The 17,014-nt window shown below is 39.2% G+C and carries 18 protein-coding genes; 5 read left to right on the top strand and 13 right to left on the bottom strand.

Annotated features, from left to right (window positions below; all coding sequences use genetic code 11):
- Positions 1 to 49: 49 nt before the first annotated feature.
- From JOC48_RS21515 to JOC48_RS09000, 3 genes are all read left to right on the top strand, one after another.
- The gene (locus JOC48_RS21515) at positions 50 to 181 is read left to right on the top strand and encodes a hypothetical protein (protein WP_275580732.1); all 132 of its coding nucleotides are present in this window, start codon (positions 50 to 52) and stop codon (positions 179 to 181) included.
- Between the two features lie 1,057 nt (positions 182 to 1,238).
- The gene (locus JOC48_RS09005; RefSeq protein WP_204498885.1) at positions 1,239 to 1,925 is read left to right on the top strand and encodes a cupin domain-containing protein; all 687 of its coding nucleotides are present in this window, start codon (positions 1,239 to 1,241) and stop codon (positions 1,923 to 1,925) included.
- Positions 1,926 to 2,256: 331 nt separating this feature from the next.
- A complete protein-coding gene (locus JOC48_RS09000; RefSeq protein WP_204498882.1) occupies positions 2,257 to 2,529 on the top strand; it encodes a hypothetical protein in 273 nt (90 codons plus the stop codon).
- 199 nt (positions 2,530 to 2,728) lie between these two features.
- Here the strand turns inward: JOC48_RS09000 and JOC48_RS08995 are convergent, their stop codons facing one another.
- The 12 genes from JOC48_RS08995 to JOC48_RS21835 all read right to left on the bottom strand — a co-directional run bounded on the left by JOC48_RS08995 (position 2,729) and on the right by JOC48_RS21835 (position 13,883).
- A complete protein-coding gene (locus tag JOC48_RS08995; RefSeq protein WP_204498881.1) occupies positions 2,729 to 3,106 on the bottom strand; it encodes a retropepsin-like aspartic protease in 378 nt (125 codons plus the stop codon).
- Positions 3,103 to 3,351: a hypothetical protein gene (locus JOC48_RS08990; protein ID WP_204498880.1), complete on the bottom strand. Its 249-nt coding sequence runs from the start codon at positions 3,349 to 3,351 to the stop codon at positions 3,103 to 3,105. The genes JOC48_RS08995 and JOC48_RS08990 overlap by 4 nt, the downstream gene beginning before the upstream one ends.
- Before the next feature lie 248 nt (positions 3,352 to 3,599).
- Complete coding sequence (locus JOC48_RS08985) at positions 3,600 to 4,421, bottom strand: DeoR/GlpR family DNA-binding transcription regulator (RefSeq protein ID WP_204498879.1); 822 nt, start codon at positions 4,419 to 4,421, stop codon at positions 3,600 to 3,602.
- A gap of 14 nt (positions 4,422 to 4,435) precedes the next feature.
- Positions 4,436 to 5,836, bottom strand: a complete 1,401-nt coding sequence (locus JOC48_RS08980; RefSeq protein ID WP_204498878.1) for an MBL fold metallo-hydrolase — start codon at positions 5,834 to 5,836, stop codon at positions 4,436 to 4,438.
- Between the two features lie 45 nt (positions 5,837 to 5,881).
- The gene (locus tag JOC48_RS08975; RefSeq protein ID WP_204498875.1) at positions 5,882 to 7,270 is read right to left on the bottom strand and encodes an ABC transporter substrate-binding protein; all 1,389 of its coding nucleotides are present in this window, start codon (positions 7,268 to 7,270) and stop codon (positions 5,882 to 5,884) included.
- Between the two features lie 64 nt (positions 7,271 to 7,334).
- Positions 7,335 to 8,174: a carbohydrate ABC transporter permease gene (locus JOC48_RS08970; RefSeq protein ID WP_204498992.1), complete on the bottom strand. Its 840-nt coding sequence runs from the start codon at positions 8,172 to 8,174 to the stop codon at positions 7,335 to 7,337.
- A gap of 38 nt (positions 8,175 to 8,212) precedes the next feature.
- Positions 8,213 to 9,142 carry a carbohydrate ABC transporter permease gene (locus tag JOC48_RS08965; RefSeq protein ID WP_204498990.1) on the bottom strand — a complete coding sequence of 310 codons (930 nt, stop codon included), beginning with the start codon at positions 9,140 to 9,142 and terminating at the stop codon, positions 8,213 to 8,215.
- 13 nt (positions 9,143 to 9,155) lie between these two features.
- Complete coding sequence (locus JOC48_RS08960; RefSeq protein ID WP_204498873.1) at positions 9,156 to 9,905, bottom strand: HAD family hydrolase; 750 nt, start codon at positions 9,903 to 9,905, stop codon at positions 9,156 to 9,158.
- Positions 9,906 to 10,916: 1,011 nt separating this feature from the next.
- Positions 10,917 to 11,984 (bottom strand): MraY family glycosyltransferase, encoded by a 1,068-nt coding sequence (locus JOC48_RS08955; protein ID WP_204498870.1) that lies wholly within the window; start codon positions 11,982 to 11,984, stop codon positions 10,917 to 10,919.
- A gap of 108 nt (positions 11,985 to 12,092) precedes the next feature.
- Positions 12,093 to 12,389 carry a hypothetical protein gene (locus JOC48_RS08950; RefSeq protein WP_204498869.1) on the bottom strand — a complete coding sequence of 99 codons (297 nt, stop codon included), beginning with the start codon at positions 12,387 to 12,389 and terminating at the stop codon, positions 12,093 to 12,095.
- A gap of 30 nt (positions 12,390 to 12,419) precedes the next feature.
- A complete protein-coding gene (locus JOC48_RS08945; protein WP_204498868.1) occupies positions 12,420 to 13,382 on the bottom strand; it encodes a nuclease-related domain-containing protein in 963 nt (320 codons plus the stop codon).
- 234 nt (positions 13,383 to 13,616) lie between these two features.
- Positions 13,617 to 13,883 (bottom strand): DUF6199 family natural product biosynthesis protein, encoded by a 267-nt coding sequence (locus tag JOC48_RS21835; protein ID WP_476693106.1) that lies wholly within the window; start codon positions 13,881 to 13,883, stop codon positions 13,617 to 13,619.
- A gap of 495 nt (positions 13,884 to 14,378) precedes the next feature.
- Here JOC48_RS21835 and JOC48_RS08940 point away from each other — a divergent pair, with 495 nt between their 5' ends.
- Together JOC48_RS08940 and JOC48_RS08935 are read left to right on the top strand one after the other, a co-directional pair.
- Positions 14,379 to 15,146, top strand: a complete 768-nt coding sequence (locus JOC48_RS08940; protein ID WP_204498867.1) for an alpha/beta fold hydrolase — start codon at positions 14,379 to 14,381, stop codon at positions 15,144 to 15,146.
- A 101-nt stretch (positions 15,147 to 15,247) separates the two neighbouring features.
- Positions 15,248 to 15,688 (top strand): hypothetical protein, encoded by a 441-nt coding sequence (locus JOC48_RS08935; protein WP_204498866.1) that lies wholly within the window; start codon positions 15,248 to 15,250, stop codon positions 15,686 to 15,688.
- A gap of 170 nt (positions 15,689 to 15,858) precedes the next feature.
- Here the strand turns inward: JOC48_RS08935 and JOC48_RS08930 are convergent, their stop codons facing one another.
- Positions 15,859 to 16,914, bottom strand: coding sequence for a glycosyltransferase family 4 protein (locus JOC48_RS08930; protein WP_204498865.1), 1,056 nt, complete (start codon positions 16,912 to 16,914; stop codon positions 15,859 to 15,861).
- Positions 16,915 to 17,014: the final 100 nt, after the last annotated feature.

Genomic DNA, 17,014 nt, shown 5'->3' with positions numbered 1-17,014 from the left:
CACTACTAAAAGGTTGGTGAAATGTATGTGTGAAAAAGGGGATAAAGAAATGGGAATAGATTTGAATGTAGATGTGAAATCAGAAAAAGAGTATATTGCAGAGTCCCTGAAAGATGCTGTTGAAGAAATGAATGCTAAAAAAAAGGAAAACTACCTAGAAAATCAGCAAGAGATATGTTGAAGAGCATTAAAGAAGATATGGAGAATGGTAATTTGTAATAATTAAAATTATTAAAAAATATATTCATGATCCTCATAAAAAACAAGGTACCTCTTAATATTAGAAGTGCCTTGTTTTTTCTATACTAGCACATATATTACCTCTTTAAATCATTACAGCCAAGCTTCACCTAGAGTTTCTTAAAGAACGAGGTGTTAATTAGAAAAACTCGACATTCGTCTCTTCCTATAACGAGTGTCGAAAAGTATGGTTGGGTTAATAAGTGTGCCAAGGCGTGCGCATAAATGGAGGATTTGTGAGAGTAAAGCTGGTTGAGGTGCGCATATGTATGGATTAGTGAAAGTATTTCTAGGATTCCTGCACATAAATCCGGATTCCGTGAGAGTAATTCCTTGATTTCTGCGCATAAACCTTATTCCGTAAGAATAAATCCTTGATCCCTGCGCATAAACCCTATTCCGTAAGAATAAATCCACGATCAGCTAACAATTTAGTTCTGAGCTTAGTTTTTAAACATTTTCAATTTTATCACTTTTTTAATCATTTCATAAATAACTTCTATACGAGGTTAAAATAACTGCCCTTCAGGAACAAAAGCGTAAGTGCCCGGGTGGTGTGCGCATAAATGGTGGATTTGTGAGAGTAAATCCGATTAGGTTGCACATAAATCTTAATCAGTGAGAATAAATCCAGATTTGCTACTCATATTTTGGCCATTCGTGAGAGTAATCCCGGCGAACTTGCACATATATCTTAATCGGTGAGAATAAAACCAGGATTTCTGCTCATATTTTGGGGGGAACATGAGGGGGAGCGGTTTGTGCGGTTGGAATAGGATTTTGTTTCTATTTTTGTGATGGCTTCAAAGAATAACCGGAGAAATCTGGGGAAATCCACTTGTGTTTGTCGTAAAATTCGGTTGGATTAGAATAGATCCTTTTTAACAGAGCCTTTATGCTTGTTCCACAATGCACGAATATAATGTCCTTTCAATATAATGTCTTGTGTTCTGTTTTATATATTACATTTAAAACTTATGAAAGGCAGGGTTACAATAATGTCTAACAATGGCGGATTTGTTACTGGTAACAAAAATATTAAAAAAAGTTCAGGAACTCCAAATCTCTCATTTGAAATTGAGAAAAACATTCTTTTTAAAAGAAATAATAAAAATATTGCGTATGAGGTCTCCTCCACACAGTTACCCGCAATGTTAGGAGGATCTTTAGTAGATCTCTTTATGACAAAAGGACATATTAGAGAACCTCATTGGCATCCAAACGCCTGGGAGCTGGATGTTGGTGTTTCTGGTAAAGCAATTACCTCTATCCTTGATCCGGACACACTACAATTACATCACTACGAAGTGACGCCCGGCAAAGTAGTTTTTATCCCAATGGGGTGGTTTCATTGGATAACACCTATCACAAAAGAAGTACATCTGCATCTCTTCTTCGATAATGATCAAGTGGAAAACGCGGAATTATCCGATGTCTTTCGCTTTACACCTCCACAAGTCTATACAGAAGCTTATAATATCAATGGCAAAAAATTAGGGGAGATCGTGGCGCCAATTGATGAATCAGTAGTCATTGGACCTCCAGATTCTGATGGTCACGACAATCATGACCACCATAAAGATCATAAAGATCATGGACCTCATAAAGATCATGACCATCATCACGACCGACATCACGGACATGGCGGTCATTATGGTTATGACGATTATAATACAAACAAATGATAACAAAAGCTCGGGACTGCTGAACCTTAAAAGGCATCAGTCCCGAGTATAAAGGACATAGAACGATTACCCGCAAAAAGGTTTTATCCTGTACTCCGTTTCTCCTCGATGTAGCAACTTATGAGCAAAATGGCAGAGAGGAAAGAAATCGTAATTGAAATGAGAAAAGCAATAGGTTTAAGAGGTATAAGATGATATTGCTAAATTTTTTAGCAATTATATTTTTATTCATAGGCGAGCTTAAAAATATGACGCTAAAATAGAGAGACCAGTATATTAATTCCTCAATTATAAATTTGTGCTATAATATATTAAAATGGAGGTTGGATAGATGGAAGAACTGTTGAGACAGCTTTTAAGTGGGCAAAATGATCTAAAAAATGATATTAAACAAATGAAAAGTGATATAACAAATGATATAGAACAAATGAAAAGTGATATAACAGAAATAAAAACTGCTGTTCATCGTATCGAACTAAGCCAGCCACAAGATATAACCGCTTTATTAGATCGGATGAATAAGAATCTTGAACATAAAATGGAAGTCCTAAATAAACGTGTCTTTAATGTTGAAGCAGAGATTGAAAGATTAAATAAACAGTAATAATTAAAAGGTTGCCTATGTTGGATACCCTACTGGCCAACGAGAAAAGAACTCTGTTTTCGTTACTCCCCTCCACATCCTAATATTACCATAAACATTAATATAAAAAATAACATCATAGCATTTATCCCAAGCCATAATGTTAATCTTAAAATTTCTAGAAATGGCAGTCGCAGTATTAATAGTTTTATCTGCTCTACTAATTTTGGATTAATTCTAATTTCCCTAAATCAATGATAAACTGTCCATTCATTAATATATCTAGTCCTATTAGTCCATTGATTCCCCAATCATCTAAATTGCCAAAGTCTAATTTCATATCTGGAATTTCATAATTGCCAAGCTTGATAAAATCAACTGGTTTACGGAAAGAATACTCATCACCGCCAATTCCATAAGAGCTTACAAGAGGATCTCCATTTTCAAAGTATATGCCTATCTCATCAACAATATCAGATGAAATAAGAGTATGAGCTGCACCTGTATCAATAACAAGCTTATCTATTGTTTTCTTTTTGCCTTTGTAAGAAATAGTCATTTCTACTTCTAGTAAATGATTCACAAAGTCTAACTTCATAACCTGATGCCTCTTAAACCTATTGCTTTTCTCATCTCAATTACAATTTTTTCTGCCCCTGTATGATAAACAATTGTATCATCCTTAGATTTAAGCAACTCTTTAGTAGCTAATTTTGGATCTTCAATAACATTAATTAACGCAACATCTGTTACAATCTTTTTATCATCTTCTAGGTAAAAGTCAATGATGTTAAGTTTAACATATTGATTTGGGTACATTTTTCTAACTTCTGACCATTTCATAATATACACCACCCTTTACTCTTTACGATTATTATATCACCGTTTTATACAACTATCATGTCTTTTAGCGACTGATTGAAGGAGCGCATATATCCAAATCCGTGTGAGTATTTCTGAAAAGCTTGCGCATATATTTGATTTTGTGAGAGTAAAGCTGGGATTTCTTCGCATAAGTCAAAATAAATTCCAAGTCCCTGTTCGGAACCCACGTTAGCAAAAAGGTGCCAGCATCAGTGCGGCACCTTTTACTAATCTACATTATTGACTAATCTGATTAAATGCTGTGTCTCCATGGCATGTTGCTGATCTACTGTTGCTAGTTGAATCTTGCATGTTGTTCGGCGTACTTGATCCACAAAGTGTACTGGAGCGAATTCGTCGGTGATGATATAGCTGAATTGTTCTATTTTTAATCCGGATAGGAATGCTAGGCGGTCAATTTTCGATGAGTCAGCTAACAATATAAGTTCTGTGCTTAATTCTTTTAAGGTAAGTGCCAGCTGCTGGGCATCCGCTTTTGCAAAGTAAGATCCTTTACTGTTTACACCGATACATGAAAAGAATGCTTTATCGAAACGGTATCCCTGTAGCTCTTGGATTAGTTTTGGCCCGGTTAATATTCCATCTGGATGGAGAGCTCCACCGACTAAGTGGATGTTTAGATTGCCTTTTTTGCCCATTAGATTGTGGGCAATGAAAATAGAATTGGTGACAATCGTAATATTTAGTTCTGCTGGGATATGATTGGCGAAGACGAGACAGGTTGTTCGGCCATCAACGAACACACTGTCCCCATCCTCTAATAATTGGGCACTCTCTTTTCCAATCGCTTCTTTTTCCTTGTATTGAATCGTTAGTCGATCTTCGTATGGCAAATAGCGGGTTGTTTTTTCTAGTTTGACGGCTCCACCATATACGCGCTTCACATAGCCGCTTTCATCTAGTATTCGTAAATCCCTTCGTATTGTTTCCTCTGATACTTGATAGCGTTGGATTAAATCATCAACAGCGACGGTGCCATGCTGATCGATCAACCTTAATATTTCTGACCTTCTCCTCGTTGCTTTCATGAAAAGTTACTCCTTTAAAAACTAGCTTTTAATTGTTGGTTGCTTAAAATGGATGCTAATGTTGTTGTTTCTCCGTATTCTGGAAAATACTTAGCGACTCCTCTTGTTTGTAATAGGAATGGAGTTCTGCCATGAACCGGAATGACAACACCTGGTTGAATGCGCTCGACTAAGTTGGTTATCTCCTGATGCGTGGCATGTCCTTTGTTACTAATGTCGTGATAGCTGATACGAAATGCTTTCAGCCATTTTTGCATCACCTGTTGCTTCGCTGGTGCGTTGGCATGAATGTAAACAGATTTTGACTGCTGACCAAGTCGTTCGAATTCAGTTATATAAGCAATCGATTGATAGCTCAAATGAACCACATAGTTACTTTTGTCTGTAACGATATCGTCGATGGTAACTGTTTCGTAAGGCAGGCTGTGAATCGTATCCAATACTTTAATGGTGCTCATGTCTGTTATGGACGGATGTCCCTCTAACGCGCTTATGCCATTTTTGATTGCTTCATGCCAAAAGGTAGCAATGTTCTTTTCCATGACTAATGTTTTTCCGGTTGCTTTCGTTCTTGCAATGATTTCGGCTGTACGTTCTAAGTCCATCGGTAAGGCGTATAGATAAGTGAGTCCAGGAGCCTCTTCTATGATTCTGCTATAATCGTACATGACAGTGGATTCTAGACGATCCGCTTCCTCATTAATCAGAGATTCCTTATTGACGCGTGTCGTTTCCGTGATTAAGACATCTATTTTTTCGGATTGGCACGTCTGAATAAATTTTTCCATTCGCCCTGGATATCTATCTTGGATGCGCCAATCAGCTGTGAATGCCGTCTTATGTTCTTCTGTTTTCAGAATAAAACCAGACGTTCCAGTAGCGTTATGGTCTGTTTCAATCGGTTGGATTTGGAAATCACCCAGATCGATGACTTGGCCATCAACAAACGTTTCAATGTTGGCTCTTGTACCGAAATAATAGCCCGCTGCAACTAACGCTTGGTAGCTAGCATAAACGTCTTGGTGCATAAAAACGGTGATGCTTTCATCTAAAAACGGGACTAAGGCGATATGGTCTTGATGGACGTGGCTTACAAAAACATAGTGATTTTTGTAATTAGGAAGTTGCTTCTCTGGCCAAACGCGCTGAAGGTCAGCTTTCGTCAGGGAACCAAGCAGGCTAGGGTCATAGAGATTTAGTATGGGTGGCGCCATTCTATTTAATAGATATTGTCTTATATCTCGTCTTGGGATTGGCTTTGCCATAGGATCATTTAGATGAATGAATGGCGCGGTAAACAATCCACCATGCTGGATACCTGCATCAAATAAGAGACCGGTCTCTCCCCTACCAAATAAAAGATGGACACCGCCAACCGTATCTAAGCCACCAAAAAATGATAAATTATTTTCCATTCGATAACCTCCTAAATAATGGGAAAAGGGGTCAGACCCCTTTTCCTATTGAACTGTCTCGTTGTAGCGGGTAATTTTTTTCGTTATTTCTTCGGCTGCTTCATCCAATGCTTCTTTTGGTGTTTGGGCATCATTCAATACTTTCTCCATTGCTTCTGTTGTAACGGTTCTTGCATCTGGATAAACACCAAGTACCGGTCCTTTTCCTGCGTTACTTCCTGCATTGTTTTCCAGTGCTACTTCCAGTTGTTCCAGTGCAGTTGTAAATTGCGGGAACTGTTCTAATGCTTCGACAACTTCAGGCAGGTCGTACGCTAGCTTATTTATGGAGAAGTAACCGGTATTGATGTACCAGTGTGCTTGTTGTTCTGGTTCCATCAGATATTTGATCACTTCCCAAGCTGCTTGCTGTACTTCCGTTGGTTTATTGTTCATAATGTATAAACTTCCACCACCAACTGATACACCGCCTTCACCTGTTTTTGCTTCTGGGTGCGGGATAAATGCGGTACCTACCTCAAATTTACCTTCCGCTCCATTTAACATCTTCTTTAATGCTGCGGTTGAACCAAGCGTCATGCCTACTTGCTCGGATAAAAAGGCTTGATGCGTGTCCGCTACGTTCGTTCCCAGATTAAGCATATAGCCACTATCGACCATGTCCTTCCACCACGTATAGGTGTCGACCGCTTCTTGTGTGTTTAATAGAGATTTTGTTGCAAGGCCTTCGCGTCCATTTCCATTATCCACGAGCTCTGCACCTTGGACAGTAATGAACTGTTCAATATAGTAGGAGGATACCCCGAAGGATGCTCCGTATTTTCCATCACCTGAAAGTTGGGCTGAAGCTGCTTTCACTTCTTCATACGTTTCTGGTGGGTCGTTTGGATCTAGACCTGCTGCTTCAAACATGTCTTTGTTGTAATACATAAGTAAAGTGGATGCGTTGAATGGCATCGCGTTAAGCTGGCCATCCATCTCGTAAGCTCCTAATACATTGCCATCTAATTGTGATAAATCATAGTTTTCTAAATCAACGAAATCTTGGATTGGTGCTATTTTTTTCGTATCAATCATTGGTCCGCTGCTGATGAAGTTTGACTGCATAATTGCTGGTCCACTATTAGAATTTAAGCTTGTCTTTAATTTCGTTAAACTATCTGCATAGCCACCTTGGAAAATAGGCTTGACGAAAATGTCATCCTGAGAATCATTAAAATCTTCAATCATGCCTTCTAAAGTTTCTCCGTTCACTCCGCCCATGGAGTGCCAGAAAACGACTTCGGTTGTTACCTCTGGTGCACTTGTTTCTTCTGTGTTGTTGTCGTTGCCGGATGGCTCGGTCGCTTCTGCTGTACCGCTCGAGCATCCCACTGTGAGAATGAGTAAAAAGCTAACAAACAGGAATGTAATCAGATTTAACTTGTATTGCATGTGTTCCACCCTTTCGTATTTATATATATGTGTTATTTATGTTGTCTGTCGGTTGGGACGACAGTTATTGTTTGACGGCTCCTGCAGTGATGCCTGCAACGAGTTGTTTGAGTCCGAAAATAAGTAACAGAAGTGATGGTAATAGAGCAATGCTGACGCCTGCTAGGACGAGGTTCCAGGACATGAATTCTTCGTCCTGCAGCATCGTTATTCCAATTTGGACAGGTCGCATTTCCTCTGAATTCGTCATGAGTAATGGCCATAGATACTGATTCCATGTGTTTAGGAACGAGTAAACACCAAGCGTACCAATTGCTGGTCGAGATAATGGCAAGACAATCGTTAAGAAAATCCTTCCGTGCCCCGCCCCATCCATCCTGGCTGCCTCCATCAACTCTTTTGGCAGCTGCATGAAAAATTGTCTAAGCAGGAAGATGCCGAATACCGTAGCTAGGTGTGGGACAATAAGCCCTTGGTATGTGTCCATCCATCCGAATGCTCCCATCATAAGATACCTTGGGATAAGTGTTACTTCAGATGGCACCATTAATGTTGTCAGGAATAAGGCAAAGATGACATTTCTCCCTTTGAATTGCACAAAGGCGAATGCATATGCAGCAAGTGACCCTGTAATAATTTCACCGATCATGACCGCGATGGAGATGATAAAACTGTTTAAAATAAATCGCAGAATGGGTGTTGTTGCTAGTACTTCTTTTATATTTTCAAGGTAAAAGCTTTCCGGCAAAAATTGCGGTGTTGCAGTGTTCACTTCTTGTGGTGTCATGAATGTATAGGAAAGTGCGAAATAGATTGGATAAATGATAATCATTGCTAAAAGGATAAGCGCCAGATAATGGACAGTCGTTTGAACAAATTTCTTTAAATTGAATGTTTTTTTCATTTGCTTGTGACCGTTGATCGCAGCTTGTGACTGTGTACTCATTGATAATGCACCTTCTTTTCTCCGACTTTAAATTGAATCCAAGTTAAAAGAACAATGATGACGAATAAGACGAATGCCCGTGTACTTCCTAGTCCAAATTGAAAGTTAACAAAAGCTTCTTGATAAAGTGAAAAAACGAATACGTTCGTGCTTTTCATTGGTCCACCGCCAGTTAGGACGTTAAATTGACCAAATGCTTGCAGGGCATTGATCACCGATATGATCAGAACGAAAAAAATGGTTGGCGATAGCAGCGGAATCGTTATTTTCGTAAAAATAGTAAGGCTGCCGGCACCGTCTATTTTCGCGCTTTCGTATAAGTCATCTGGTATTGCCTGCAGTCCTGCGAGCAGAATAATGAAATCTAGGCCCAGCCCCATCCAAATGGTCATTATGGAGATGGATAGGAGTGCCCAGTCTGGATTGGTTAGCCACTGAATGGATTCCACCCCAACAACATTTAATAAGTAATTAAGGACGCCGGCTGTTGGATTAAACAGTAATAACCAGATAATCGATGATGTTCCGACAGACATCGCAATCGGAAGTGCAAAAATGAATTGAAACCCGCGCATCCCTTTCGATTTGTTATTCGTAAGCACTGCTAAAATAAGTGCAATAAATATGCCAGTTGGCACGGTAAAAACAGTAAATAGGAACGTAATTTTCAGGCTGTTCAGGAACTCTTTGTCGGTAAAAAGTTCGACATAATTTTGAAAACCGACAAATTTAACAACGTTTCCTAGGGGATCCGTCATAAAAAAGCTTAAGTAGATGCTTTGGAAAAATGGGTAAAAAACAAACATGCTTAAAAGGATGACAGTTGGCATAATAAATCCATAGCCGGCAATCTGATCAATACGCAAATGCTTCGGTTTATGTTTCATTTTGGTTTTAGATGATGAAAGCACAGGAATTGACTGCATCACTTTTTGATCTTTAGCCAAGGTTTACACCTTCCTTATCCGGATTTTGGTCATGAACAGGTTGTTTTGATCTTCGGTAAGCTAGTGTGAAATCGATAAATTCTTTAAACGTAGTAAACGTATAGTCAGGTGAAATCGCCTGTTCAGCGATTGTTGGTTCGTTAACCGCTGCCGAAGATGATGCGTCCAATTCGGCATCTTCGTAAAAGTTAAGTCGAACACACGGTACACCAGCGCGCTTAGCCGCCAATAAGTCAAACAATGTATCACCAACCATCCAAACATTCGCTGTATCGACGCCTAGCTTTTCCATTGTCAGCTTAATCGGTTCAGGTGATGGTTTTATGTACGGTACATCATCTTTCGTTACAATCACATCAAACATGTCTTCCATCCCCTTCTCTCGTAATACTTTTATTACCAAATCCCTTTGCTGATTTGTAACAATGCCTAAACGGAACCCTTTGTTTGACAGCTGCTTCAGCCCCTCGCTCACATACGGAAATAATGGATTCCTATGATAGCTCTCCCTTTTTTTCGTAATAAAATATCGCTGAACAACCTCCTTGTCCGGAATTATTTTTGAAAGATGATGAGCTAAATCTAACCCAAAATGATCCAGAACTTCTTGATATGTGAGTGAATCGGGATTATACTTTTGAACCGTTTCATACGCCGCATCGACGATATTTTCTCTGCTGTCAAGTAACGTTCCATCTAAGTCAAACAAAATGGTCGTTAATTCATTCAATGATTGTGCCATTACAATAACTCCTTTATTTATTTTCTATCTTTAAGTTAACAAGTTATTGTTAAAGGCATATTAACTGTTCATTAATTATCCGTAATAAAAAATGACCGTTTTGCGCGATTCCGACTAATTACGGAGCGAATCGGTCATTTTCTTTAATAGAATCGGTAAATTTCAAGAGGAGGATGCGTTTATAAATGGATGGATTGGCTTGAGGCTTCAGAGTTAGTGAGAGTAAAACTAGGTTTGTTGCTTATATTTTGGGCATTGGTGAGAGTAATCCCGACGAACTTGCGCATATATCAGAATCGGTGAGAATAAAACTTGGATTTCTGATCATATTTTTGGAATTGGTGAGAGTAATCCCGGCGAACTTGCGCATATATCAGAATCGGTGAGAGTAAAACTTGGATTCCTGCTCATAATTTCGCCATACGTGAGAGTAATTCCGGCGAACTTGCGCATATATCAGAATCGGTGAGAGTAAACCTTGGATTGCTGCTCATATTTTGGCCATTCGTGAGAGTAATTCCTCGGAACTTGCGCATATATCAGAATCGGTGAGAATAAAACTTGAATTACTGCTCATATTTTGGCCATTCGTGAGAGTAATCCCGGAGAACTTGCGCATATATCAGAATCAGTGAGAATAAAACTTGGATTGCTGCTCATATTTTGGGCATTGGTGAGAGTAATTCCGGCGAACTTGCGCATATATCTTAATCGGTGAGAATAAAACTTGGATTCCTGCTCATATTTTGGCCATTCGTGAGAGTAATTCCGGCGAACTTGCGCATATATCTTAATCGGTGAGAATAAAACTTGGATTGCTGCTCATATTTTGGCCATTCGTGAGAGTAATTCCGGGGAACTTGCGCATATATCTTAATCGATGAGAATAAAACCAGGATTTCTGCTCATATTTTGGCCATACGTGAGAGTAATTCCGCGGAACTTGCGCATAAATCGTTCCATTAAAGATTAAAACCCATGTCATTTGCAATTCCTGCGTCTGACATGGGTTTATTCTTTTACTTTTCGAATGGTTTTTCTTAGCATCCGTAATACTGGTCGTTTGCCTTTGACTGCGCCGACCATTTCTGCGAATAAATGTAACAGAATTAAGAAGACAAATGTAATAATAAGTGATGCACTTAATGTGGCGTTGGAAAATAGTATCGCTAAAATGCCAAACATCGCGCTCATTCCATAAATAATTAAAACGGTAGTTCGATGACTGTAGCCGGCAGCGATTAGCTGGTAGTGAATGTGCTGCTTGTCCGGCATCATGATTGGCTCACCTTTGTAGGCGCGGCGTACGATGGCGAAAATCGTATCAAAAATTGGTACGGCTAGGACGATAATTGGAATGATGAAGCTGAATAGCGTGACATTTTTAAATAATCCTAGTATTGAGATAACAGCTACGGAATAGCCGAGAAACATCGAGCCTGTGTCGCCCATGTAAATTTTTGCTGGATGAAAGTTGTGGTATAAGAACCCAATATTACTGCCAATTAGTGTGATGCACAAGAAGATGACCGCCAGTTGCATGTCGATGAAGGCCATGACAATAATACTCGTCAGGGCAATCGTTGTCACCCCTGATGCCAGACCGTCCAACCCATCAATTAAATTTATCGCATTGGTCATGCCGATGACCCACAGGATCGTGATGACAATACTGAATGATTCCAACGGTACGATGCCAAAGATTGGAATGGTTATTTTTTCGATAAACAACCCAGAATATATGAGTATTCCAGTTGCCATTAGTTGGCCGATTAGTTTATACAATGGTCGCAGCTGAAACACATCATCCATAATTCCTGTGATGACAATGATTAGCGCGCCAATGAGGATTGGCCAGAAATAATCAAATGTCGGCTGTAAATAGATAAGTCCTGCAATTACCCCTAGAAATATCGCAAGTCCACCAAGCCTGGGCGTAACCTCTTTATGAATTTTTCGGTGATCTGGTACGTCCATTGCTCCGATTTTGACTGCGAGCCGTTTGACAGGGTAAGTCAATAATAAAGTCGTTACGAGGGAAACCATGAACGCAACCAGTAGGTTAAAAATGTTAACCACATATATCCCTACTTTAAAAACGTTTTATTTTTAATATGCCAAAAGTCACACAAATATATGATGATTAATTTATTCCAAGGGATATTTATAGGAAAATTTTGCTGATTTTCATGAGGATCTGTGAGGATTTGATGGAACTTGGTGCGGGTTATGCGCAGGTTTCATGGGTTTTCTCTCAGCTTCGGCGACTTTATGAGCAACTTCCATGGATTTACTCTCAGCTTCGGCTACTTTATGAGCAACTTCCACGGATTTACTCTCAGCTTCGGCGACTTTATGAGCAGCTTTCATGGAGTTTCTCTCAACTTGGTCACCGTTACGAGCAGCTTTCATGGAGTTTCTCTCAACTTCAGCACCGTTATGAGCAACTTTCACGTATTTACTCTCAGCTTGATAAGAAAACAAAGACTGAACAACAGCCCTACGCACCAGCTTCTATTCTATCCTCTCATATTCAGTCCCCTTTAATGTTCCTGTCTTCAGTAGATCCATGGAATTTAACAGTCTAGATGCAAGGCTTCGGTCTGATATGTGTAGGAACTCCCTGCATTGTTTGTTGGTGATAGTTGGACTTATCAAAAGAAGATAGTCATGGATGGTGGTTTCATGGGCATTTTTTGATTCGGTGAAGCATTTTTGACATTGCCATTTACCAATTATTCTCTTCATTGGCGTGGCGCGGCATTTGGGACATTGTACACCAGTGATGATATCGGCTTTATCTATATTATAATGGTCAAGGACGTCAATCGATTTTGGAGTATGGGATCGTAATAATTTGTTGTCTAAGGTTTTCAGTGCATTGGAGTCTAACAGAGGTTTTCGATATTTCTTTTGAAGTAATAAAATGTTAGTAAGAAGATGGTCGAAGTGCATTACCTTGTCCAATATATGTTCACCGCCAGCGGAAACTTCAATTTTAGTTGAGGGATTTTTAATTGCAACTAAATATTCAATCGGCGTTTGCTTTATATTATTTTTGTTTAACCATCTCGCTAGCTCTAATTTTTGCCTTTCTGCTTGGACAATTGGATTTTGATACCCTTCTTTTTGACCGTTAAAGATTTGAAAAAATTGTTTGGATTCATTATCGAAGTATATATCGCCAGTGAAATTTTTCAATTCAATGATGAGTTTAAAACAGGAGGATGCAAGGAGAGTGTCTATTTGGAAGTGGTACTTTTCATTTTTTAATCGCAGGCCGTGAAAGATGTGGAAGTCCTTATGCGGTAGCGGATCCAAATAATAATCAATTGATTCTTCACCCCGATAACCTGCATTTCTTTTGTTGAAATCTTCAAGCACTTGTGGCCTCATTTTATGATTCAAGGGCAAGCATCGAATTAGTGCATGAAGTTTTAGATTTGTACTTGGAATTGTTGATGGTTTAATGATCATACATTCACTCCTCGTATTTAATTTTTATTATATATTCGATTTAATGGTGGGATTTCCTTTCATTTTTTAAAATTTTCTCTCAACTTTTGGGGAGTTATGAGCACAGATTAGTGGGTTACTATTAAATGTAGTACAATTATGCGCAAATATGGGGGATTTTATCTTAACTTTGGTAAGGTTATGCGCACTAAAACCGGACTTTCTTTCAACTTTGATTAAGTTATGCGCATCCTGTTATTTGGAGATCAATTTATATCCCCCTATTATTATGTAAAAGAACAATCCCAGAACTAGTAAAAGTGTAACGAACGAATGATCAGATATGGAACTGACCAAAATGATTGTTAATACAAAGATAGCAATAATCGATCCAAATTTAGTAAAACGAATAGCCAATTCAGAAAACTCAGGTTCACCTTTAAATCTCCATATTTGCCCAAACAGCAAACTTTCCTTCGGGTAAAAATAAGTCCAAATCAACAGCCCATATAATGGAATCAAAAAGATAATCGTTAAAATTTAATCCAATACTCTTTTACGCCATATTGCATGTACAGGTTGAGTTTAAAAACCAAGTCATGATTAAATCCTATACTAAATACAGTCCAAGTGTACACCCTTGATGCCAATAAACAATACCGACTACATTTTGGTTCGCCTGGTAACCGCAATATTCTCACCCTTTATTATAAAGAGTATTCCTTAAAATAATTATAGTACATTCTATACTTCATTACACAAATGGAATCATAAATTGGATTAATTATTTCATACATCAATCTCCTCGTTACACCTGTCCTCCCACAGTGGACAACTGTCCACAAGAGGGGTCAGACCCCTTATCATTGTAAACGGAATCACTTTTTTGATTTTTCTAATTTTTTTCATCAAATTTGCTTGTTTAATGATATAATGAATTAACGAGATTTACTATGTTACTTAGATGTATTCCAAGTAATCTTGTTGCATTTTAAAAATTCCTATAGAGGTGATGAAATGCCGTTTATTAACATTAAAGGTAAAAAAATTTTTTATGAAGAGCTAGGTCAACAACAATCTGGCAATCCTATTGTTTTTATTCATGGTGGTGGAGGAAACCACAACATATGGATGGAGCAAGTAGAGAGGTTAAGCAAAGATAGACATGTTGTTGCACTGAGCCTTCCAGGACACGATCAATCTGAAGGACCCGCTTGTTCATCCATCCGCGATTATGCAGATTTAGTTAGCGAATTTATTTCAACCTATTTTAAGGAACAGAAAGTTGTTATTGCAGGACATTCCATGGGTGGTGCGATTGTCCAACAAATTGCAGTAGATGGATTTGATCAAATTAGTGGGGCTGTGATGGTTTCTACTGGAGCCAACCTGAAAATTCCTCCTGAGTTTTTAGATCAAGTAAGAAAAGGAGAAATTAGCGAGGAATCATTTCTTGCAGCATTTTCTCCCAAAACATCAGCAACTGTGCATCAAAAAGTAGGAAGTTGGCTTAGTCTGACTCCTATGGAATCCACAATTCAAGATTTTGAAACGATAAATCAACATGATTTAAGCGACTCAATCAGTAAAATTAACGTTCCTACATTAATTGTTGTTGGAAAAGATGATGTACTAACTCCTGTAACTTACTCCGAAGCATTACATAAAGGGATTCCAGATTCCATGTTGACGATCATTCCAGATGCTGGACATTACGTCGTTAGTGAGCAACCAAAAGCTTTACAAGACTGTATCCAACAGTTTATGAATAAAATAGATGAATAAAAAAATAGCGAATACCTTTTCTATTCAGGGTTAGCCGTTAATGGCTGCCCTTTTTTGATCGATTAAAATAAGCGGGTTTAGTGAAAAAGCAGCTGCTCTTCTTGAAAGATTGCAACTGGTTATGTGCAACAATTCTGGATTTTCTCTCACCTTCACACGGGTTATGCGCACACTTTCGGATTTTCTCTCAACTTCACACCAGTTATGCGCAACATTTCCGGATTTTCTCTCAGCTGCACACCGGTTTTGCGCAACATTTCCGGACTTTCTCTCAGCTCCACCCCGGTTATGCGCAACATTCCTGGATTTTCTCTCAGCTCCCCCCGGTTATGTTGCAACATTCCCGCATTTTCTATCAGCTTCACTCCGGTTTTGCGCAACTATCCCGGATTTTCTCTCAGCTGCACACGGGTTTTGCGCACATTTCCGAATTTTCTCTCAACTTCACACCGGTTTTGCGCAACATTTCCGGATTTTCTCTCACCTCCACACCGGTTTTGCGCACCACACCTGGATTTTCTCTCATCTTCCCCCATTTATGAGCATCAAACCACCGTTTACTCTCATCTCCACTCCGATTATGCGCACCGCACACATCCCCCCAGGCACCGCACATCCCCCAGGCACCGCATCCCCCAAAAAAATTTCAAATTCCCGTGCATAATTTCCAAATTCCTGCAAAAAATAAAAACACTCCCCCTAATGGGAAGTGTTATTTGCTTCTTACTTTTGTGCTTTTTACTAGGTTTAGGATTGGTCGGTAGTTTTCGCTGATCAATCCGGTAATTTCGACGATTAGTTCGACCATGACGAGTAGTAGGACCATCGTGATGACGGAGCCGTACATGGTTGAGCGTGTAAAGATAATTGCTGCTAGGCTGAACAGTGCGCTTAGTGCGTAAATAGCAATTACGGTTTGGCGGTGGCTGTAGCCTAGTCGTATTAAGCAATGGTGCAGGTGTAGTTTATCTGGTGATGACAGTGGTTTGCGCTGGATGATTCGGCGAACGATGGCAAACACTGTGTCCAGAATTGGTACACCTAGAATGATAATTGGCACAATCAATGAAAATAGAGTTACGTTTTTGAATAGTCCCATGACGGATAGGGAACTGATCATGAATCCAAGGAATAGGGCTCCTGTGTCACCCATGAATATTTTTGCTGGGTGGAAGTTATAAACTAAGAAGCCGACTGTGCTTCCTAGTAGGATTAAGCCCATGAATGCGACTGGGATGCTTCCCATCGAAATCGCCATTCCAGAGATAGTAAGCAGTGCGATGGCTGATACGCCGGCTGCTAATCCGTCTAGTCCGTCAATCAGGTTGATGGCGTTTGTGATTCCGACAATCCATAGAATCGTGATTGGGATGGCAAAGTATCCGAATTCGATTCTTTCTCCAAATGGTAAGGTAATGAATTCGATTTGTACGCCGCCCATGACGGTTATGATTGCTGCTAATAATTGGCCACCTAATTTTACTTTTGCAGATAGTTCAGTGAGGTCATCTAATACCCCAACGATGGTAATGATTAGTGCCCCTAATAAGATTGGCCAAAATTCTACGACACTGCCTGGTGTAAATAGAATGAAGCCGATTAGGAAGCTCGCAATTATTGCTAGCCCACCTAGCCTTGGCATAACTCTTATATGAACTTTTCTTTCATTTGGTTGATCCACTGCGCCAATTCGAATGGCTAATTTTTTTACATACGGTGTTAATAGAATCGATGCCATAAAGCATACGAGTAAAGCTAAGTAAACCATTTGCGACCTCCTAGCAAAATATATCGGTTCGTGTACTAGTTTTATAGACGATAATTTATCATAAAAAGTTTCATTATTTGGAGATGAAATATTTTTCCAA

It is taken from the genome of Aquibacillus albus (genome assembly GCF_016908325.1).
GTDB lineage: Bacteria > Bacillota > Bacilli > Bacillales > Amphibacillaceae > Aquibacillus_A > Aquibacillus_A albus.
This window is presented reverse-complemented; position numbering and strand designations above follow the sequence as displayed.